Origin of the sequence: Nostoc sp. GT001 (assembly GCF_030382115.1) — a bacterium.
Lineage (GTDB): Bacteria > Cyanobacteriota > Cyanobacteriia > Cyanobacteriales > Nostocaceae > Nostoc.
The window spans coordinates 397,114-416,796 of the sequence record NZ_JAUDRJ010000003.1; the positions used below are offsets into that span (position 1 = coordinate 397,114).

Below are 19,683 nucleotides of genomic sequence, written 5' to 3' on the forward strand. Positions count from 1 at the left end.
CCTTGCTTTGATTACAAAACTAACAAAAGTACGTTAACGATTAGAAACGTGGTTTTCACGCTGCACATGAGTTCTTTGATCGCGCTTTGCGATGTTTTGAGCGAATATGCTCTGGGAACTGTGCTATCAAGCTGAGAAGTTTAATGCTCCTCATGTTCATCTCCGCCATGTCCCTCCATTGCCTCATGAATGTATGCTCCGGCTAGGGTGGCGAAAACCAGGGCTTGAATGGCACTGGTAAATAAACCCAAGGCCATTACAGGCAGAGGTACAAATAGAGGAACTAGCAGCACCAACACCGCTACTACCAATTCATCCGCCAAAATATTACCAAATAGCCGGAAGCTTAGGGAGAGGGGTTTGGTGAAATCTTCTAGAATTGCGATCGGCAACAAAACGGGTGTTGGCTCTATATATTTCTTAAAGTAGCCTAAACCCCGTTTGCTAAAACCTGCGTAAAAGTACGCCAAGGAAGTCAGCAATGCCAATGCAACAGTCGTATTGATGTCATTGGTGGGAGCTCCTAATTCGCCCGAAGGTAGCTTGATGAGCTTCCAGGGAATTAGTGCGCCTGACCAGTTCGATACGAAAATAAACAAGAACAATGTGCCAATAAATGGCACCCAAGGGCGGTACTCTTTCTCACCGAGTTGGTTTTTGGCCAAATCACGAATAAATTCTAGGGCGTATTCCATCAAATTTTGGATGCCCTTGGGAATTCTTTGTGCATTTCGAGTAGCAGCTATTGAAGCCACTACTAGAATACTAATCACAAACCATGAGGTGAGAAAAACTTGCCCATGAATTTTAAGATTGCCCAACTGCCAGTAGAAATGATGTCCTACTTCTAATTCGGCGAGGGGAAAAGAATTAAAGGCGTTTAAGACACTAAGCATTTGCATTCTTCAAGCATTTTCCCCAACGAGCGAGGATGGGATTACTATCTTTGTGAGCCTGACTTTTTAAGAATCAGGAATGAACGCAATTTGCACCATATAGACGAGGAGCGTGGCTTTGTAAGTTAGAAATCCCAAAAAAATGGGTAGAATCTGTAGCTCACGCCATTGAGTTGCTACGATCATGACTCCCATAAATAGAGCAAAACGAGTTTTGCTCAAACTGGTTTTCTCACTACCGAGTCGCTCAACATCTCTAGCCAACATTTTTAAGTAAACCACACCTGTACACGCCCCAATTAAATAATTTAGGGCAATGTTTAAGGAATAAAAAATCCACACAGAGATAAAAATAACCCCCGTCAAGACAAGCGTGATTACCAACAATCGCTGGAAGAGTTGATAGAACTCTTGCATGGAGTTACCCGATTCTGTGTCTTCAGAACCGGTTTTAGCATCTTGTTGCGTTGTCGGAGTGGGCGCAATTGATTCGTCAGACAAGCTCACGGGACTTGAAACCAGTACAGTTAAATATGANTGACTGCACATTCAGTCAGCTGAATCATATCACGATGCGGTAACAATACTTTAGGAAAAAACAATTAACTTCTTGTCAACATCAGAGAGTAAGTGCCGACAGACTAAAGCCTACAGCGATTTTACTAAGTCCGCTCAAGTGAACTTGGTGAAAAAGTAAGGATTTTATAGGATATTGATAAACTGAGGGCAGGCAAGATGCCTACCCCACAAGAGTCTGGGGTTGAATATACCTCTCGATTAAATTATCTTGGCAGTCCGCAGACCGAACAGCAAACCTACAGATAAGCCAAAGAATAAACCCAAGAAGACGACATAAGATACAATTGCAAACATTTATTGCTCTCCAGAATACTTCCTAAATCTATTGAATCATTAGTTGTTGAGCAGTGGGCATTGCTGATTCCCCTTGTCCTCTCATCTTCCCACTCCTAGATTGCGATACAATACAGCCCACGAGCGCTTGTTTGGGGTTGGGCAATGACTTCTGTAATTAATGTGAATCTACCAGAGCAGTCTTATGAGATTGCGATAACTTCTCTTCTCCTGCCGGAGACGCTGCGCGAACGAGACGCTACGCGAACGTCGAGCTACGCTAACGCACCTTCGAGTTTAGATCAACTGGGTCAACGAATGGCTAGTCTCAAGCTAGGCAAGAAGGTACTGCTGGTTTCTAATCCGACAATTTTTAAGCATTTTGGCGAAAGAGCAATTACATCCCTAAAATCTGCTGGATTTGAAGTTGCTAGCTGCACTCTACCACCTGGTGAACGCTACAAAACCCTCAATTCTATCCAAAAACTCTACGATGTAGCCTTGGAAAACCGCCTAGAACGTTCTTCTACGATGGTGGCTTTGGGCGGAGGTGTAATTGGGGATATGACTGGCTTTGCAGCTGCAACTTGGCTACGTGGTATTAATGTTGTCCAAGTGCCTACCTCTTTGTTGGCGATGGTAGATTCGGCAATTGGTGGCAAAACTGGTGTGAATCATCCCCACGGTAAAAACTTAATTGGGGCATTCCATCAACCGCGTTTGGTTTTGATTGACCCAGATGTGTTAAAAACTCTGCCTATGCGTGAGTTTCGAGCAGGGATGGCAGAAGTTATTAAGTACGGTGTGATTTGGGATGCCGAATTGTTTGCCCAGTTAGAAGCAAGTAAACGCCTCGACCAACTCCGCTATGTCAAACCTGACCTAATAACCACCATATTAACGCGCTCTTGTCAAGCTAAAGCTGATGTTGTTAGCAAAGATGAGAAAGAAGGCGGATTACGGGCAATTCTCAACTATGGACACACCATCGGTCATACAGTGGAAAGTCTGACTGGTTATCGTCTAGTAAATCATGGTGAAGCGGTGGCTATTGGTATGGTAGCAGCTAGTCAAATTGCTGTGGATTTAGGATTGTGGCAAAAGGAAGACACAGAACGTCAAAATGCTTTAATTCAAAAAGCGGGTTTACCGACTCAGTTACCAGATGGGTTAGATATTGAAGCAATTATTGAGGCGTTGCAGTTAGATAAGAAAGTCAAAGAGGGGAAAGTTCGGTTTGTTTTACCAACAGAGATTGGTGTAGTAACAATTACCGATGAAGTGCCATCAGATATTATTCGGCAAGTATTGCGAGGAATGTAAATAATTTGAATAAGAATTCAGGAGTCAGAATTCAGGAGTCAGAATAAAAGTTAGTTGCTCTGTCCTTCAATTACGAATTAATGAGCTATGATACTCCAAGCCAAAAATCAATTAACCTTGCAAGAGTTCTTGAATCTTCCACCAGGCGAGGGAGATATCACCTACGAACTTGTTGATGGTCAAGCAATTCCTAAAATGTCACCAAAAAAATTTCACTCTAAACTTACCCGCGCCATTCTCAATTTAATTGAGTAATGCTGTGAGGGGAAAGGAGAAGTTTGCCCAGAATTAGCTATCGCATTAACTCGTCGAGGACGAGATTGGATGGCAATACCTGATATTTTATACATTTCTAATGAACGTTTACCCCTTGATTGGGAGCAAGAAGGAATATGTTCTATTCCTCCTGATTTGGTGATTGAGATTATTTCACTTTTCGGGTTCGAGAGTGACGCTCGAAGACTCGCTAACGCTACGCTATCGCAATCGGTGGAAACCGCCAAGACTGCGACTCTCTCACCAGGACAAACCTTTGGACAAATGGCGGCTAAAGCCAAAGACTATTTGGATGCTGAGGTGCTGCGGGTATGGGTATTAGATAGTAAAGCCAGAAGCATTACTGTTTTTTATCCAGATGCAGCACCACAAACTTATATGGGAGAAGAACTACTCACAGATTCTTTGTTTTAAGGACTGCAATTTACTGTTGAGCAGGTGTTTCAAAAGGCGAAAATACCATTAGCTACTCAATAGCACAATTGTCTTGCTTTAAACATCTATCGAAATTTAAAGTAGTGGAAGGTTTGTCTAACTTTAATGAGTTGCTTGAGCAACTTATCTGGTTAATTTAGATAGTAGCTGTATGTAAGCTCTACTGTACTAATAGTTTAGCTGATTAATTCATCCATTTGTAGGAGGTAATTAGTAAGGAAATAAGTATACTTTATTTATAATAAGACCAACACTAATATGGTTGGAAGCTGTATTCACGCAACAGATGTATGAACTATGTTAAACCTAATATTCACCGGATATATAAAAATAAAACCTTTGGTGCTTTCAACAGCTTTTTTACTGGCTGTACAGACTTCTGCCAATGCTGAACAAGCAGTTCCTAGTTTGACTCCAAGACAAGCTCAACATTTTTCCCGTGACTTGGTTCCATATAATTCTCAAGAATTTTTTAGACAAGGAAAAGATTCAATTGAGAGAGAAATTCAAATTCTTAATCAAAGGCAACAGCGCCCAATTAAACCTATTCTTATGATTGATTCAGTACCGCAAAGCAAAAAACCACATACTCAGCACAAACCCCAACGTTTTATCTAAGTAAGAATCATCACTCTTCTATTGGCTTTTGCTTGTCCTGTTAATTCTTAAGCTGTAGCACATAAGCTATATTGCCAAGGATCACAATCACTATGATTTCCTTATAGTCAAGAGAAGTATTGTATTTTCAATAAATTTTGCAACAAAATTTTACAATCTTATTCGTCTAGCAAACTCATCAACGCTTGAATTTCAACGTCTTGCTCTTGCGGCTCTGATAATTGAGACTGTAGCTTTAATAATTGACTCTGTAATTCTTCTGCTACATGAAGCATCTCAGACTCTTGTGCAATTTTTAGCTGACTTTCTTTAATTTTGATTTGTTTAAGCAAGTTATTTTCAACATGAATTGAGTTGTAATGTTGAGCAATCATAGCTTTACATTTATTAATATATGGAATGCAATCAAATTTTCCACTTATGTATTATTCCACATTTTTGTCATTTTTGAAATATCTGGCGATTTCATCTTGATTTTTCATAGTTTTAGCCTGTTCTCTTCTCAAAATTTTGGGAATATTGACTTCAGATACTTCTAAGTTAAAAAACATCTCATCTTAAATGCACCTGGATGTGCGCTTGTACTACAAACGTACAAATATAGCTAGCTCTGCTAATTTAACTTTGTAACATATCTATATTTTTATATAGCGGTTCTCATACCAATTCTGTATGAAGATGCGCCAAACTATATGAGGAACGAACCGCAAAGGGCGCACACTCTTCGGAGAAGCAAGCTACGCGCAGCGTCTCGTAGAGTTGGACACAAAGAAGAAAGAAAATTTGGCGCAGCCTCACAAAGAAATGGTATCAGTTGAGTGAGGTACAAGAACCCCACCCCCAACCCCCTACCTGCGAGGCTACCGTGTATACACAAGTCGAGTTGGCAATCAAATCAACGAAAAACAACGGAAAATTATTTTTTAAATCCTTGATTTTCCGTTAGAACTCTATCAATAAGCTGACACTATTGATAATCAGTTCGCTTAACTCAAAACCTTGCCTACCAAAGCTTGTATCTTACCAGGCAATGATTTTAGGACTTGTGTATACACCGTAGCCCTGCGAGGAGGGGACTATGATGTAGTAAATATAGGCTTTTACAAAAATGGAAATCATGAGATAAGATTGGTTGACTTAGGGCAAATTTTTAGACAAGACACATTAACTTGTCTGTTAATTTTCCAAGTTTTGTAGATATGTTAAATATTATTGTTGTGAACAGTATGGACTTAAAATTTATCAAGAAAAAGATTTATACCTTTGTAAAAATTATATCTACAGTGCTTATAACAAGCGCAATTGGATTGGAATCGTGGAATATTTATGCAGTAATAACTAATATTAATGTACCAAGTAGCCTGAATCTAATTTTTTGGATTGAGCGTTTTGCGATGATGAGCCATTTTGTTGAGAGCATTATAGCAGCTTTTTATGCACATTCAAGACAAAAGATGCCAATAAAATATGCTACTTATACTTTTTTTGTCGGCACAATTGGGTTGTTAGAATTATTTGGCCAGCCGGATGACTATTGACGCTTCTATGCCTTATAAGGTATGGGTTTTTGGATTAGGTTGGTTGGTAGGGTGCGATCGCACCCTACGTACAAAAATTTAAGTTATTAAATATACTTTAGTAAGCAAAAATCATCTGTGGGAGTTTCCCAATGAATGTAGGTAACTAATGAATTTGACACTCAGAAGGGAGTATAGTTTGTATAGTTAGCTTTTTGCTGAAATTTTAGTTTGACACTAAGGAATTAAAAAATGTCTACTGATACTGACATAGTTACTTACGTCGAAGAAAGTGAGTTTGATGTTGTTTTAAATGGAAGTGAAGAGAAAGTTGTTGTTGTTGATTTTACTGCTACTTGGTGTGGACCTTGCCGCTTAGTCAGCCCGTTAATGGATCAACTTGCTGAAGAATACAAAGGTCGTGCTAAAGTCGTTAAGGTAGACGTTGACAGCAATAAGCCCATTTTCAAAAAATTCGGTCTTCGCAGTATTCCAGCAGTTTTAATTTTCAAAGATGGTATTTTAGCAGAAACCATTGTGGGAGTTTCTCCTTACGAAGACTTTAGCAATGCTGTTCAGAAGCTTCTCTAGATCCCACATTCCGCACCCTAAGGTGTCACACACCATAATCACTTAATTTTTCTAAGTTTGAAGCTATAAATTATGCCGATAAAACTTTTACTCTACGCATAAACAAGGTTTTTAAGTATATAAACTAGCTCTGTATTCTTCTAAAAAACAGTAAAAACCGATTGTGACAGTTGAGGGTGCGGAATGTAGGCTAGATAATTCGTAATGACGCTCCTGCGTCACTAACGCTGCGCTAACGTAATTCGTAGATAGCATCATTAAGAATTACGAATTATTTTCAGGATTTATTTTTCTCCTATAATGTGCTTGGAGTAAACCACTAGGATATGGTTTTGAGTTAATTAGTTCCAATTTTTCTTCAGGGGTAGGTGGTGGAAAAAGATGTATACCGCCACCTAAGATAGTTGGAATAGTTGAAATGATATATTCGTCAATCAAGCTGTGCTGAAGAAACGAATTGATTAATTTTCCGCCACCAACTAGCCAAATATTTTTAAAACCTTGAGCCTCTATATTGGCTAACGCTTGTTTTACTGGTTCAGAAACAAACACAACATCCTCACGCTCGGATTGGAGATGACGCTGGGTGAATACGAAGGATTTTTTTTCTGGATAAGGCCATTGATCAAAACCCAGCCCTACTTCATACGTATTGCTACCTAAGACGATCGCATCAATCAATTCGTAAAAATCAGTGTAACCGTAATCTTCTCCTTCTGTATCAAGGGGGGATAGCCAATCAATTCCGCCATCGCTGCGAGCAATGTAGCCATCCAAACTAGCTGCAATGTAGAGTGTAACTTTCGTCATTGTGCTTCTGAATTTGGTAGTTTTCACTCAATGAGTGCAAGCGAACGCCTTTCTACAGCATTTTAGCCCTTGGTGGTTCATATCACAAAAGAGCAATAGCTTACCCAATTTTACGTTTTTTGATTATGCGATTTAAAGCGACCTGCAATAAATTCTCGCTGAGATAAATGCTTTGTATTGCGTTTGGTGACTCGCTCTCGCCACATCTTAAAACTAGATTCTTTCATTTCGCGCCTCATTAGGGCGATTACCTGTTTCTCCAGTAGCCCAAACTGAGCCTCGATAGCATCAAAAGGTGTTCTATCTTCCCATGCCATTTCAATGATGCGATCGATGGTTTCCGAATCTAGATTAGGGAGCTTCATTTTTTTTCCTGGGAAATAAAAAAAGAATTCAGGAGTCAGGAGTCAGAATGGGTGAACGCCCCGCTACCGCTAACAGAATAAATTCTATATTATTAGCGAGTGATAAGTGGGTTTAATAAATCCCCTAAATCTTAAATTTAGTGGGGGATGCAAACACACCACTAATTGATTCTGAATTCTGAATTCTGACTCCTTCTTCAAATATATTTTACTTTTCGTTTTGAAGAACCATTGTGTCTGCTGCACCTAATTGCAGAGCATAGAGGTTGGCATAAACACCCTGCTGATTAACGAGTTCAGTGTGAGTACCTTGTTCTACAATTTGTCCTTGCTGAATTACTAATACCTGATCTGCCTGAGTAACTGTACTGAGGCGGTGGGCAATTACGAAACTAGTACGACCTTGGAGCAAACGAGCGATCGCACTTTGTACTAGCGCTTCTGTGCGGGTATCGATGCTGCTGGTGGCTTCATCGAGAATCAGAATTTGGGGATTAATTAATACCGCACGAGCAATACTGATTAGTTGTCGCTGTCCTTGGCTCAGAGGCGCTCCCCGTTCGCCTAATTGAGTTGTATAACCCTGTGGTAGTGAGGTAATGAACTCATGCACATTTGCCAGTTGTGCAGCCGCTTCGATATCAGCTTGAGTGGCGTAAGGAGCGCCAAAAGCTATATTTTCGGCAACAGTACCAGTGAACAAAATATTGTCTTGCAGGACGATGCCAATTTGACGGCGCAGACTTGCTTGAGTCACGCTACGCACATCAAGATTATCAATTTTCACTGCACCGCTTGATACATCATAGAAACGCAAAATTAAGTTAATAATTGTACTTTTTCCTGAACCGGTTGGCCCCACTAATGCAACCATCTGTCCTGGATAGGCGTGTAAATTCACGCCTTTGAGAACCAGTTGATCTGGGTTGTAGCCAAATTTGACATTCTCGAATGTCACCTCACCTTGAATAGGCGGCATTTCTGTGGCATCGGGTGCATCTTTGAGTTGTGACGGTTCATCTAATAATAGAAATATTCGCTCTAATCCGGCGAAGGCAGATTGAGCTTGAGTATAAAACTGGCTGAGAATTTGGATCGGGCGGAAGAATTGCTGGACGTAAAGTAAAAAAGATGTTACTACACCTACTGTTGCAGCCCCTGTTACCGCTAGATAACCGCCATAGGCTAGCACACCTGCCGTTGCTAATGTGTTGAGAAAATCGATAGAGGGCAAAAAGGCGGAAGTAATTGCCACAGCTTCAACGTTGGCATCTCTATTGGCGGCGTTCAGAATATCGAATTCTTTGATATTCATCTGTACGCGATTAAATGCTTGCGCTTCTCGCACGCTGCCAATATCTTCTTCTAACTTGGCAGAGAGTTCCCCAATGGTTTGTCGGGTGACGCGAAATCTGACTCTTGCCCAACGTGCAAATAAGCTTGTGGTAAAAATCATCAGTGGCACAACTAGATTGCTCAACAAACCAAGTTGCAGGTTGATAGAGAGCATGGCAATTACAATGCCAATTAAACTGAAAGTGTTGCCCAGCATTTGGGCGATCGTTAGTCCAAATGCTTGATTTACGGTGTTGACATCATTCAGTAATCGGCTCATTAAATCGCCTGCTTCGCTGCGATCGAAAAAGCTGAGTGGCAGACTTTGGATTTTAATGAAAATATCTTGCCTCAATTGAGCCAGCAATCGCTGCATAATCCAGCCAACTCGAATAATTTGACCCCGAATTGCTAAGACACCAAGTCCATAGTTCAGCCCTAGTAGCCCTAACAATACCAGCAGTCCTTGTAAATCCCCTTGTGCAATCAGACGATCGATCGACCAGCCGAGAAAGAATGGCCCAACTGCCTGAGTTATGGCACCAATTAATACTAATGTCAGGGCGAGGGGAATTTCTTTGCGATAAAGTAGCACATATTGCAAAAAGCGCCGCAGGGTGGAAAGTTGCTGACTCGCGTTTTCCTCGGATGCAACAACGGGAATAGTGCCTCTCATAAAAATTTTGGATTTTAGATTTTGGACTTCGGCTCCTTTCGGCTCCGCTCAAGGCAAGTCGCTCAGTCGAACGATTTTAGATTAAAAGTCTTTATTACAAGGCTGTAAGCAAAATTAATTATGCTAATTGGAGATCATGTTTTCTCCTTCGGCTTTACCTGAGATTCCAAAATCACACCGTAGAGTGGACTGCTTTGCATCAATTCCTCGTGAGTGCCTTGTGCTACCAAGTGTCCTTTATCCATGAGAAAAATGCGATCGGCATTTTTAACGGTGCTAATACGTTGAGCTACTACAAAGGTTGTACAAGCTTTTTGGCGCATTAAGCCATCTAGTTCGGCTTGAATTTGAGCAGCGGTTTTGGCATCTACAGCTGAGGTACTATCGTCCAAAATCAGAATGCTGTAATCGGTTAGTAAGGTACGAGCGATCGCAATTCTTTGTTTTTGTCCACCAGATAAGCCCACGCCCCGTTCACCCACAATCGTCTCGTAGCCATCGGCTAGACCGCTAATAAAATCGTGCATTTGGGCAGTTTTTGCAACTTCAATCACTTGCTCTAAGGTGGCATCAGGTTTAGCGTAGGCAATATTTTCGCGGATTGTGCCAGAGAATAGGGTGGTTTCCTGAAAGACAATACCAATATGCGATCTGAGGCTTTTGAGTGTGAAACTTTTTATATCTCGTCCATCAATGCGAACTGCTCCCTTGGTGACATCGTAAAAGCGGGGAATCAGGTTCATAATTGTGCTTTTTCCCGAACCGGTCATTCCTAAAACGGCGATTAGCTCGTTAGGCTTGGTTTCAAAGGAGACTTCTTTGAGAGTTTCGGTTGTCGCTCCGGGATAGCGAAAGCAAACATTTTCAAAGGTAATTCTACCACCGCAGGTGTCAAAGGGGACAGCACCAGGGCGATCGCGAATTTCTACCTCTGCATCCACAACTTCATAGACTCGTTCGGCGGAAGCAGCTGCTTGAGCGATCGCGGGTGCGGCAAATCCAATTAACAAAATCGGTTGGAGAATCAATGCTAGGTAGGAGTTAAACGCCACCAGTTCGCCTATGGAGAACCGATTTCCAATCACCTGCGCTCCCCCATAGGCGAAAACTGCCAATGTTACCAAATTACTCAGCAAAAAGATCAGCGGGAAGGTATCACGGATGGCGCTAATGGTCTTCATGTTTGCCTTAACTAGGCCATCATTCAGAGTTGTATAACGCGACCTTTCGGTTGACTCCCGCACAAAAGCTTTCACTACCCGGATTCCTAGCAAGTTCTCTTGCAATACAGCATTCAAGTTACTCAGTTGCTCTTGTACTTGCCGAAAAAGTTTGTCATTTCGGTTGATGAATCGCGCCATTAACCATGCGGCTATGGGTACTACTGTGAGAGTAATTAGTGCTAATCGCCAGTTCATCAGCAGCAAAACTACCGAAATACTCACCAATGTCACAATTGAGCCGACGACTTGAATTAAGCTAGTGCCAACAAAGGTACGAATTTGTTCAATATCGCTGGTGACACGGGTTAGTAGTTGGGAAGTCTGCGCCTGATCGTGAAAGCTGAAACTGAGATTTTGAATTTTGCTGAAAATCTTGTTTCGCAGGTCATAAGCAACACCTTGAGACGCTGCTTCTGCTAAATAGCTTTGTCCAAAGTTAAATACACCACGAGCGATCGCGGCAACGACCATCCAGGCGGCACTATATAGCACAATTTGGAGGTTTTTTTGCGTGATCCCTTGATCAATTCCCCACCGAAATAATTGTGGGGTTACAGCATTTGCGATCGTCAACAGCAACAGGCTGACTAACGCTCCCAGTGAAGTCCACCGGTAAGTGCTTAAACTCTTAAGCACACGCTGGGTTGCCTTGATCGACGAAGTTTCCTGGAGTTCTGGTTGCTGAACCACTGCAATTCACCCCTGTATCATTGGAAAATTATCTCGTATTTTGATTGTAAAAAACCAATTTATTCTTTGAGAGTGGGGAATGTAATATGGAAAACAGCCCTCTTCTTTGTGATCAAGATTCCAGGTTTTGGGACAGTGGCATGGGAGAATACATTTCTAGCAAGCATTGCGGCTAATCAATTTCAAGACCGAAGAAAACCAAAGAACAAGAATCATGGCTCAAAATTTTCATCGCAATTCCCAACTTCCCTTAGATATTTCATCTGCTATCAGTCGCACAGCAAAGCCAAGTTATGAATTCTACTCTCTTTTTTCTGAAGAAGAAGTTTTAGGGATAATTCATGCATTAGAAGTTAGAAGAGAAATCCCTCTCAAGTATTCTTATAAAGGAAGAGGTGCAAAAATCTGGAACGATTTTTATCTGAAACATGCTATTCCTAGATGGTATGGAAGAGCAAATGTAGAAATTGACCTTTTAAAAGATAATTTTAAATACCTGAATGGTAATATAAAAACTGGTGAAAGAGTAAATATTATAGATGTTGGCGCAGGTAATTCCTATCCAGTTAAAAAGTTTATCGGCAGGTTAAACAAATTAGGAAAGGTTAATAAATATATTGCTTTAGATATTAGTGAAGAATTGCTTCATGTCTCCAAAAGTAATTTTAAGAAATGGTTCCCACTAGTCGAATTTATCAGTTCTACAATTGACATAGAAAGTAGTTGTGTACCTAAAATTTTATTCCAAAATCAAGCTAACCTTGAAATTGACGACACAGCAAAAATATTTTTACACTTAGGAGTTACCATTGGAAATCATCAAAATAGAGATGAAGTGTTCAAAAACTTCAGAGATAGCATGGGAAAAAATGATCTTTTAGTATTTACTAACGAAACTGGTTCTAACTCAACATGGGATGGAATAGTTAGAGGTGGCTGCAAGTATCATGTAGAAGAAGTATATGGATGGGTTAAAAATAAAATTGGGATTAAATCTGAAGATTGTGAACTGGTGAGAAAGTACGATTTAAAAACAGATAGTATTGTTGCTAATCTGAAACTACGTCATGATTACACTATAAACTTTAGTCGGATGGGTATAGATAAAAATATTGAAATCTCTAAAGGTGAAGAGATTACTATTTGGCGACATCACAAGTATGAAATACCTAAACTATTGCAAGAACTAGAACGTTCTGGACTACAACTTATTCACTATACTACTAATAAATACAATTCACATATTATGGTGATTTGTAAGATTGCCACTAATTAAATACAGTTAAGATAAGTCTCGAAAACCCAAAACCGTGATGTAGAGACGCGATTTATAGTGTCTTGATCAGAAAAATTATCTACACCCAAGGGTACAATAAGCGCCATAGCAAAAATATTGTTGATTTGTATCTAGAGCAGATAAAATATATTTATGATAAGGCGAAAAAAATAGTTTTAATTAGCTTGTATCTCAGTTAAATATACATCAAACGCGGTCTAGGCTCAGGAACTGGACGCCCCAAATCTTTAGCAGTTTCTATCCATTCCTGCACAACCAATTCTACATTATGCAAAGCTTCTTGATAAGTATCACCATCAGCAGCACAGCCTGATAACTCTGGGACTTCAGCAATAAAGGCTTGATCTAATTCACTCCAGTAGAGAATGATTTCATACCGAAACATCATTTTTACTTCCTAGCTTATACTTGAGAATCACTGCCCTAACTTGTTTAATTTGATAGCTTTTGGCTTTTCCTCTTTTATGTTGTAGGTTCAATATCTCCTCAACATCGGCTTTGACAAAAATACGGTGATCGCCACGAATCCGTTCTTCAAAGCCTAGTGTATATAAAAGTTGCCACAGTTGGGCGAAAGGGATATCTGTATCAGAAGTCCCAGAGAGAATTTTGTCTAAGAGTTTGTCTTGCTGACTCACGTTTTTCTGACTGTCTTAATGTTTCTATAGTCTCATATTTATTTAAAATCAGGGTATCCAAAAGCAAATTTACCATTTTACTCTTGAGTGAGAGCATCCCTGACTGATGACAATGGCTAGTCCAGTTATCAGGGAAAATTGTAGGCTTGGATACTGCTTTAGTAATTTACTTGATTTTAAAAAATACTAATTATTTGGATGTTCCAGATGCTTTCTTTGAATCAATATTTTGCAATAAGTATAATTTTTTAACATTAGTTTCATTTATCATGGAGTGTATCACNNNTCTTGACGAATAATTCGCACTGATCCTTAATTCCGGGGATATCAATCTTAATATTGGCTCAATNNNTAGCTTCGCTACTTTTCTACAATCCTTTAGCGTAGCCTTCCACAGGAAAGGTATCGCCAATTTATAAGTTATATAGGCAACTACAGAGGGCAAATTGTTGAGATTGCTCATATCATAATGCTGAGGTATAAATCCGTCTTAGGTAAATTGGCGTTGAGTAAGAAATATTACACGAATATGAAAAACCAAATTCTAGGTATAGCCGCATTTTTAACCACAATTAGTTTGACAACAACCGTACAAGCAGCAAATTCTGAACATATTAAACAGTTATTGGCAACCAAACAATGTCAAAACTGTGATTTGACGAGTGCAGGTTTAGTAATGGCTGATTTATCTGGAGCTAATTTAAGTGGTGCTAATCTTACAGGTGCTAACCTCAGCCGTGCAAACTTAAGTGGTGCAGATTTGCGGGGTGCAAACTTAAGTGGCGCGAGTTTATTTGGCGTTAACCTGAGCGAAGCTAAATTTAATGGGGCAAATTTGACGGGTGCTGATTTGAGAAATACTTATTTAGCAAATGCAGAACTAACTGGCGCTTACTTAAATGGGACTAACTTTCAAGGTGCAGTTGCGATACCATCACAAATTGCTTCACCAGCAGAATTTTATGCTTTGGGTGTAGCAGAAGGGCAAAAAGGCAACCAACAGCAAGCAATCAGTTATTTTAATCAAGCGATCGCAATTAAACCAGAATATGCGGATGCCTATCTCGCTCGTGGTGTCGCTCGTTACCAAATACTAGATAGACAAGGTGCATTTCAAGATGCTCAAGTTGCACAAAAATTGTTTACATCCCAAAATAACAGCACTGGAACCCTAACAGCCCAAACTTTTATAACAGAACTACAAACACCCGTCAATGAGAAGATAAGTACTGGTAAACCCAACTTCGTTGACTTTTTGGGAAGTATTGGCTCAGTCTTGCTCCAGTTCTTCCCTTTTTAAAGGAGATAACAAATGACAAATGACAAATGACTTATCTAACGAATTATGGGCTGCAAATCAAGACTTAGCCCAAGCTTGCCTAGAGCATCCTTTCGTTCGAGGTATTGGCGATGGTACTCTTGAGCGAGCTAAATTTGCTTACTACGTAGGGCAAGATGCTTTTTTCTTAGAAGCTTTTGCCCGTGCCTACAGTATCGCCGCAGCTAAAGCACCAGACTGGTTAGGTTTCACCACATTTCATAATTTAGCTAGTGGAGTTTTAGAAGAACTACGGCTGCATAGTGGCTATGCTTCTGAGTGGGGAGTCAATTTGTATGCTGTAGAACCTGCATCTGCCACCCGCCGCTATACTGATTTTTTATTAGCAACTGCTTGGAGCAAAGATGTGGGTTTAACTGCGGCGGCGATGTCTCCCTGTATGCGTTTGTATGCCTTTTTAGGAGACAAATTGGCTTGTAAAGGTATTCCCGATCATCAATATGCAGACTGGATTCGTACTTATAGCAGCACAGATTTTCAACCACTAACACAACAATTAGAAAATTTAGTTGACAATTATGCCGCTACCAACCCTGTTGTGCATTCAACTTATCGTTATGCGATGTTTTGTGAACGCGACTTTTTTCAGGCTGCGTGGATGTTCAGTTGAGCAAATTGATATCTAGCAACCTTTTTGACCTTTTCTATCTATCGAACTCACGTTGCTTGAAGATATCAAGCCCAGTAAAAATATTGAGTTCTGTTTTTAAACCTATACACAAAACAAAAGACGCAAAGGATAAATTTGCGTCTTCTTTTAAGATTTAAAAAAATTAGAAACTGAATGTAGTTCTCAATGCACCAATAACAACATCATCATTAGTGTCGTTATGATCTGGAGATGTTAACCAGATGACTCCAGGAGTAATGGTGATATTGTCACTCAGCTTATACTGGTAGAAAGCCTCAAGATGATAGGATGTATCAGGATCGCTATCCAACCCTGCGATGTCAGAACTTGTTAATTTAGGCTCCATACCAGCGATGATACCTGCTAAGTTACCTTTTTTACCGAGGTCAGGGAAGCCAAGGGTGACAGCATAGTTCCAAATATCAACGTCTCCACGGGTTCCTCTCAAGCTTTGGCTGTTGGTGTATCCAGCCCAACCACCCAAGACGATATTATCAGTGATGCCAATGGATGCTTGGACGCCGTAAGAATTACTAGAAAATCCTACTTGATCTTCTGGTAAACCCTGGATAGCTGCTATATCCTGGAAAGTGGCGGCATTGCTACCTGTGAGTAGTGGTTGGTTGTAGGAATTAATGTAAGTTAAACCGATAGAAATGCGATCGCTTGGTTTAACTGTCAACTGTGCTAACGCACCATAAGAACCATTGAACAAACCATTATTGGGTGTAGGGTTATTAGCTGTACCACTCAAATACCCTAGACTTAATGCCAATTTTTCGCTGAACTCGTATGTTACTCCTAACCCCGCGCCGCCTATTTGGCTATAAATTGGGTTACGTGTACCAAAGGTGGACAAAGCACCAAAAGCACCATCACCATCAAAGAGATTGACAGTGCTGGTAACGTCGTCTGCTGCACCTCCATTAGCGATCGCGATAACCTCTGTTTTTTCGCCCAAAGGGAATTTGTAATACAAGGCATCTATGGCAGCATTAGTAGTACCATCCTCGCCAGCAAAAAATAAGTTACCTTCTGGTGTACCAATGTTAGGGCTGAGAATATTATTAGCTTGAATTCTGGTGAACAGCGTATCTTGCCCTGTGAAGCTAGTTACTAATTCTATCCGTGCCCGTACCCCTAAAGTTGTATTCTCGTCTGTAATTTCTGCACCGTTGACTGTATTTCCTGACAACACATCGCTGACAACTGCGACAACTTGTCCTTGCAATTTAGTTGTAGTTGAGAACTGATTCGCCTCCAATTCAGCAGTTTTCGCTTCTACTGCATCCACACGACCTCGGAGTGTCGCCAGTTCTGCGGAAAAGTCTTCTTGCAACTTTTGTAATGTCGCTAAATCTTGTTTGTTAACTAAATCGCCTGTAGCTGTAGCAATAAGTTCGTTAACGCGATCGAGACAAGCATTCAAACCAGCAGCAAACTCATATCGCGTTAATGCCCGATTACCCCGATAAGTGCTATTTGGGTATCCGGCAATACAGCCATAGCGCTCAACTAAAGATTGTAATGCTTGGAATGCCCAGTCGGTGGGTTGTACATCAGAAAATTGGGACACGGAGGTAACTTGTCCCATTTTCTGATCTTTTGTGTCTGGATTAGCTAAAACTTGCGGTTGATTTATTTCAGAATTACCCAATGTTTCAGCCTGCAAATGTAGCAGTATTAACAAATAGCATGACACCGCAGACTGCTGGACTAACTAGCAGATATTTCCAGAATTTTTGCATTTCTCTCCTCACACTAATCTCCAATTCACACCCAAACCACGTTTTTTTAACGGGCATTTTATGAGAATATTTGTCAGCAATCTTATCAGAAGTAAGGAAACTTTTTAACAAAAAAAGTCAAGAAATCCTAATTATTCAGGGAAAACTAAATTGCAGAGGGCTGTACCGTCTGAAAAAGTTTTGTTGTTACTCATTACACAGCAAACCCAGAATGATATTATGTACTTAAAATGAGAATGAGAATTATTATAGTATAAAATTTAGAATACTTGCCATTGTCAATAGCGATGATGACAGAGGTAGAGCAAGCATCCGTTTGGAGGAGAAATATTGTGATTGTGAATTGCAGAGAAATTAGAACAGGTAGGCAAAGAAGCGGCATCTTGCCCATAATTGCTCTGCTAATATTGTCGATGGCTACTGGGTGTAGCCAATCAAATCCAAATCAGAGAAGAACTTCCGAACAGTCGCCGCAAGCACAGGAAGCTGCTTCTACCCCACAGGCGCAGTCGGGAAAAACTAAAGTAGTAGCGACATTTTTGCCGATATATTTGTTTACTAAGGCAGTAGCTGGGGATGTGGCAGATGTAGAAATTCTAGTGCCACCTGGTACGGAGGTACATGAATACCAAGCGACACCAGGAAATGTCAAAGCGATCGCTACTGCTAAGGTGTTAGTAAAAAATGGTTTAGGCTTAGAGGAATTTCTAGAAGGTACTGTCAAAAATGCCCAAAATTCCAAATTAGCTGAAATTGATGCAAGTATTGGTATTAAACCCTTAAATGAAATTTCACCTGTTGTCAAAACGACGCCAGATGAAAAAGACCACGAACATAGTCAGGGTAATCCGCACGTTTGGTTAGATCCAGTTTTAGCAAAACAGCAGGTAACAAATATTCGAGATGGATTAATTGCTGCCGATCCGGCGAACAAAGCTACTTACGAAGCAAATGCTACAGCTTATATTAAAGAATTAGAAAGTTTAAACAGTGAATTTCAGCAGACTTTGCAGAAAAATCCCACTTGCACCTTTATTACCTTTCATGATGCATTTCCATATTTAGCTAAACGCTATAACCTCAAGCAAGTTGCTGTAGTGCAAATTCCCGAAGATCAACTTTCACCAACAGATGTCCAAAATGCCGTCAACGCTGTGAAAAAATACAAAGTTAAAGCTTTATTTAGCGAACCAGGAGTAGATAATAAACTGCTGAACAGCCTCTCTAAAGACTTGAAATTAAATTTGCGTACTCTGGATTCTCTAGAAACTGGCGAAACAGATCCGCAGCATTATTTCAAGGCAATGAAAGCTAATTTGCAAACTCTGGAAACATCTTGTAAATAGATTTGTCATTTGTCAGTTGTCCTTTGTCATTGGCAAATGACTAATGACCAATACTTCTCTACGAGAGGCTACGCCAACGACTACGCTCAGTACAAGTGACCAATACTTCGACTACGCTCAGTACAAGTGACTAATACTTCGACTACGCTCAGTACAAGTGACTAATACTTCGACTACGCTCAGTACAAGTGACCAATACTTCGACTACGCTCAGTACAAGTGACTAATACTTCGACTACGCTCAGTACAAGTGACTAATGACTAATGACATTCCTATTTTGAAAGTAGAAGGATTAACTGTCTATCAAGGCAGCTATTTAGCTGTTCGAGATGTTTCCTTTGAATTATTGCCAGGAACAGATACAGCCATTGTTGGCCCTAATGGTGCTGGTAAAAGTACCCTGGTAAAAGCGGTTTTAGATTTGATACCTCGAAGTGCTGGGACGATTGAAATCTTGGGTCGTCCAATTTCCAGATTGGGGCATTTACGCCAGATGTTGGGCTACATGCCGCAAAACTTTATTTTTGACCGCAGCTTTCCTATTTCTGTCAGCGAATTAGTCGGACTGGGATGGACTAAAGAAGGGAAAAAAAGAATTTATTTTTCTCCAAACTGTGGAAACAAGACCGGGAAAAATCGGCAGCAGTAACAGAAGCTTTACGGCGAACTGATGCTTATCATTTACAACATCAAGCTATTGGTACTCTTAGCGGCGGTCAACTCAAGCGGGTTTTATTGGCTTATTGTTTGGTAATGCCTCGGAAACTCTTAGTACTAGATGAAGCCTTTGCTGGTGTTGATGTGCAAGGTGCAGCAGATTTTTACGCTTTGCTAAATGAATTAAAGCGAGAGGAAAGTTGGACAGTATTACAAGTTTCTCACGATATTGATATGGTAAATCGGCATTGCGATCGCGTGCTTTGCCTGAACCAAAGCATTGTCTGTACTGGTAAGCCAGAAATTGCCCTTTCACCGCAAAACCTCTTAGCAACCTACGGCCCAGGTTTCAGTCGCTACCAGCACCAACATTAAAATAATTCGTAATTCGTAATTCGTAATTAAATTCCCAGAATTAG

18 protein-coding genes and 3 pseudogenes are annotated in these 19,683 nt (G+C 40.4%); 10 read left to right on the plus strand and 11 right to left on the minus strand.

Going from position 1 to position 19,683, the window contains the following annotated elements; genetic code table 11:
* Positions 1-140 precede the first annotated feature (140 nt).
* The 3 genes from atpB to petL all read right to left on the minus strand — a co-directional run bounded on the left by atpB (position 141) and on the right by petL (position 1,769).
* Complete coding sequence (atpB, locus tag QUD05_RS04480) at positions 141-902, minus strand: F0F1 ATP synthase subunit A (protein ID WP_289795035.1); 762 nt, start codon at positions 900-902, stop codon at positions 141-143.
* Between the two features lie 60 nt (positions 903-962).
* Positions 963-1,445 (minus strand): ATP synthase subunit I, encoded by a 483-nt coding sequence (locus QUD05_RS04485; RefSeq protein ID WP_289795036.1) that lies wholly within the window; start codon positions 1,443-1,445, stop codon positions 963-965.
* 228 nt (positions 1,446-1,673) lie between these two features.
* Positions 1,674-1,769, minus strand: a complete 96-nt coding sequence (gene petL / locus QUD05_RS04490; protein WP_084227316.1) for a cytochrome b6-f complex subunit PetL — start codon at positions 1,767-1,769, stop codon at positions 1,674-1,676.
* 144 nt (positions 1,770-1,913) lie between these two features.
* On the opposite strand from petL, the gene aroB reads away from it, so the two are divergent.
* The 3 genes and pseudogenes from aroB to QUD05_RS04505 all read left to right on the plus strand — a co-directional run bounded on the left by aroB (position 1,914) and on the right by QUD05_RS04505 (position 4,400).
* Positions 1,914-3,071 carry a 3-dehydroquinate synthase gene (gene aroB / locus QUD05_RS04495; protein ID WP_289795037.1) on the plus strand — a complete coding sequence of 386 codons (1,158 nt, stop codon included), beginning with the start codon at positions 1,914-1,916 and terminating at the stop codon, positions 3,069-3,071.
* Between the two features lie 87 nt (positions 3,072-3,158).
* A pseudogene (locus QUD05_RS04500) lies at positions 3,159-3,761 on the plus strand (Uma2 family endonuclease).
* 318 nt (positions 3,762-4,079) lie between these two features.
* Positions 4,080-4,400 (plus strand): hypothetical protein, encoded by a 321-nt coding sequence (locus QUD05_RS04505; protein WP_289795038.1) that lies wholly within the window; start codon positions 4,080-4,082, stop codon positions 4,398-4,400.
* 158 nt (positions 4,401-4,558) lie between these two features.
* Here the strand turns inward: QUD05_RS04505 and QUD05_RS04510 are convergent, their stop codons facing one another.
* Positions 4,559-4,774 carry a hypothetical protein gene (locus QUD05_RS04510; RefSeq protein ID WP_289795039.1) on the minus strand — a complete coding sequence of 72 codons (216 nt, stop codon included), beginning with the start codon at positions 4,772-4,774 and terminating at the stop codon, positions 4,559-4,561.
* 852 nt (positions 4,775-5,626) lie between these two features.
* Here QUD05_RS04510 and QUD05_RS04515 point away from each other — a divergent pair.
* Both QUD05_RS04515 and trxA read left to right on the plus strand, forming a co-directional pair.
* Positions 5,627-5,938, plus strand: coding sequence for a hypothetical protein (locus QUD05_RS04515; protein WP_322687094.1), 312 nt, complete (start codon positions 5,627-5,629; stop codon positions 5,936-5,938).
* A gap of 231 nt (positions 5,939-6,169) precedes the next feature.
* Positions 6,170-6,508: a thioredoxin gene (trxA, locus tag QUD05_RS04520; protein ID WP_289795041.1), complete on the plus strand. Its 339-nt coding sequence runs from the start codon at positions 6,170-6,172 to the stop codon at positions 6,506-6,508.
* 264 nt (positions 6,509-6,772) lie between these two features.
* Here the strand turns inward: trxA and QUD05_RS04525 are convergent, their stop codons facing one another.
* From QUD05_RS04525 to QUD05_RS04540, 4 genes are all read right to left on the minus strand, one after another.
* The gene (locus QUD05_RS04525; RefSeq protein ID WP_289795042.1) at positions 6,773-7,318 is read right to left on the minus strand and encodes a dihydrofolate reductase family protein; all 546 of its coding nucleotides are present in this window, start codon (positions 7,316-7,318) and stop codon (positions 6,773-6,775) included.
* Between the two features lie 110 nt (positions 7,319-7,428).
* Complete coding sequence (locus QUD05_RS04530) at positions 7,429-7,683, minus strand: TIGR03643 family protein (RefSeq protein WP_289795043.1); 255 nt, start codon at positions 7,681-7,683, stop codon at positions 7,429-7,431.
* A gap of 208 nt (positions 7,684-7,891) precedes the next feature.
* On the minus strand, positions 7,892-9,694 hold the full coding sequence (locus tag QUD05_RS04535; RefSeq protein ID WP_289795044.1) for an ABC transporter ATP-binding protein: 1,803 nt from the start codon (positions 9,692-9,694) through the stop codon (positions 7,892-7,894).
* Positions 9,695-9,828: 134 nt separating this feature from the next.
* Entirely contained in the window at positions 9,829-11,607 is a 1,779-nt protein-coding gene (locus QUD05_RS04540; RefSeq protein ID WP_289795045.1) for an ABC transporter ATP-binding protein, read from the minus strand.
* Positions 11,608-11,821: 214 nt separating this feature from the next.
* Between QUD05_RS04540 and QUD05_RS04545 the strand changes: the two genes are divergently transcribed.
* The gene (locus tag QUD05_RS04545; protein ID WP_289795046.1) at positions 11,822-12,883 is read left to right on the plus strand and encodes an L-histidine N(alpha)-methyltransferase; all 1,062 of its coding nucleotides are present in this window, start codon (positions 11,822-11,824) and stop codon (positions 12,881-12,883) included.
* A 196-nt stretch (positions 12,884-13,079) separates the two neighbouring features.
* Here the strand turns inward: QUD05_RS04545 and QUD05_RS04550 are convergent, their stop codons facing one another.
* Complete coding sequence (locus QUD05_RS04550) at positions 13,080-13,292, minus strand: type II toxin-antitoxin system HicB family antitoxin (protein WP_289795047.1); 213 nt, start codon at positions 13,290-13,292, stop codon at positions 13,080-13,082.
* Positions 13,276-13,542, minus strand: coding sequence for a toxin HicA (locus QUD05_RS04555; protein WP_099103576.1), 267 nt, complete (start codon positions 13,540-13,542; stop codon positions 13,276-13,278). The genes QUD05_RS04550 and QUD05_RS04555 overlap by 17 nt, the downstream gene beginning before the upstream one ends.
* A gap of 529 nt (positions 13,543-14,071) precedes the next feature.
* Here QUD05_RS04555 and QUD05_RS04560 point away from each other — a divergent pair.
* A complete protein-coding gene (locus tag QUD05_RS04560; RefSeq protein WP_289795048.1) occupies positions 14,072-14,842 on the plus strand; it encodes a pentapeptide repeat-containing protein in 771 nt (256 codons plus the stop codon).
* A 19-nt stretch (positions 14,843-14,861) separates the two neighbouring features.
* Positions 14,862-15,491 carry a TenA family protein gene (locus QUD05_RS04565; RefSeq protein WP_289795049.1) on the plus strand — a complete coding sequence of 210 codons (630 nt, stop codon included), beginning with the start codon at positions 14,862-14,864 and terminating at the stop codon, positions 15,489-15,491.
* Positions 15,492-15,654: 163 nt separating this feature from the next.
* On the opposite strand, the pseudogene QUD05_RS04570 reads toward QUD05_RS04565, so the two are convergent.
* Positions 15,655-17,260, minus strand: a pseudogene (locus QUD05_RS04570) (iron uptake porin).
* A 413-nt stretch (positions 17,261-17,673) separates the two neighbouring features.
* Here QUD05_RS04570 and QUD05_RS04575 point away from each other — a divergent pair.
* Both QUD05_RS04575 and QUD05_RS04580 read left to right on the plus strand, forming a co-directional pair.
* The gene (locus tag QUD05_RS04575) at positions 17,674-18,606 is read left to right on the plus strand and encodes a metal ABC transporter substrate-binding protein (protein ID WP_502911426.1); all 933 of its coding nucleotides are present in this window, start codon (positions 17,674-17,676) and stop codon (positions 18,604-18,606) included.
* A gap of 257 nt (positions 18,607-18,863) precedes the next feature.
* Positions 18,864-19,639 (plus strand): annotated as a pseudogene (locus QUD05_RS04580) (metal ABC transporter ATP-binding protein).
* Positions 19,640-19,683: the final 44 nt, after the last annotated feature.

Excerpts from the sequence above, each read along its gene's own strand:
- atpB (WP_289795035.1), bottom strand. The coding sequence starts at position 902 with ATGCAAATGCTTAGTGTCTTAAACGCCTTTAATTCTTTTCCCCTCGCC.
- petL (WP_084227316.1), bottom strand. The coding sequence starts at position 1,769 with ATGTTTGCAATTGTATCTTATGTCGTCTTCTTGGGTTTATTCTTTGGC.
- aroB (WP_289795037.1), top strand. The coding sequence starts at position 1,914 with ATGACTTCTGTAATTAATGTGAATCTACCAGAGCAGTCTTATGAGATT.
- QUD05_RS04505 (WP_289795038.1), top strand. The coding sequence starts at position 4,080 with ATGTTAAACCTAATATTCACCGGATATATAAAAATAAAACCTTTGGTG.
- QUD05_RS04510 (WP_289795039.1), bottom strand. The coding sequence starts at position 4,774 with ATGATTGCTCAACATTACAACTCAATTCATGTTGAAAATAACTTGCTT.
- QUD05_RS04515 (WP_322687094.1), top strand. The coding sequence starts at position 5,627 with ATGGACTTAAAATTTATCAAGAAAAAGATTTATACCTTTGTAAAAATT.
- trxA (WP_289795041.1), top strand. The coding sequence starts at position 6,170 with ATGTCTACTGATACTGACATAGTTACTTACGTCGAAGAAAGTGAGTTT.
- QUD05_RS04525 (WP_289795042.1), bottom strand. The coding sequence starts at position 7,318 with ATGACGAAAGTTACACTCTACATTGCAGCTAGTTTGGATGGCTACATT.
- QUD05_RS04530 (WP_289795043.1), bottom strand. The coding sequence starts at position 7,683 with ATGAAGCTCCCTAATCTAGATTCGGAAACCATCGATCGCATCATTGAA.
- QUD05_RS04535 (WP_289795044.1), bottom strand. The coding sequence starts at position 9,694 with ATGAGAGGCACTATTCCCGTTGTTGCATCCGAGGAAAACGCGAGTCAG.
- QUD05_RS04545 (WP_289795046.1), top strand. The coding sequence starts at position 11,822 with ATGGCTCAAAATTTTCATCGCAATTCCCAACTTCCCTTAGATATTTCA.
- QUD05_RS04550 (WP_289795047.1), bottom strand. The coding sequence starts at position 13,292 with ATGATGTTTCGGTATGAAATCATTCTCTACTGGAGTGAATTAGATCAA.
- QUD05_RS04560 (WP_289795048.1), top strand. The coding sequence starts at position 14,072 with ATGAAAAACCAAATTCTAGGTATAGCCGCATTTTTAACCACAATTAGT.
- QUD05_RS04565 (WP_289795049.1), top strand. The coding sequence starts at position 14,862 with ATGACAAATGACTTATCTAACGAATTATGGGCTGCAAATCAAGACTTA.
- QUD05_RS04575 (WP_502911426.1), top strand. The coding sequence starts at position 17,674 with ATGGCTACTGGGTGTAGCCAATCAAATCCAAATCAGAGAAGAACTTCC.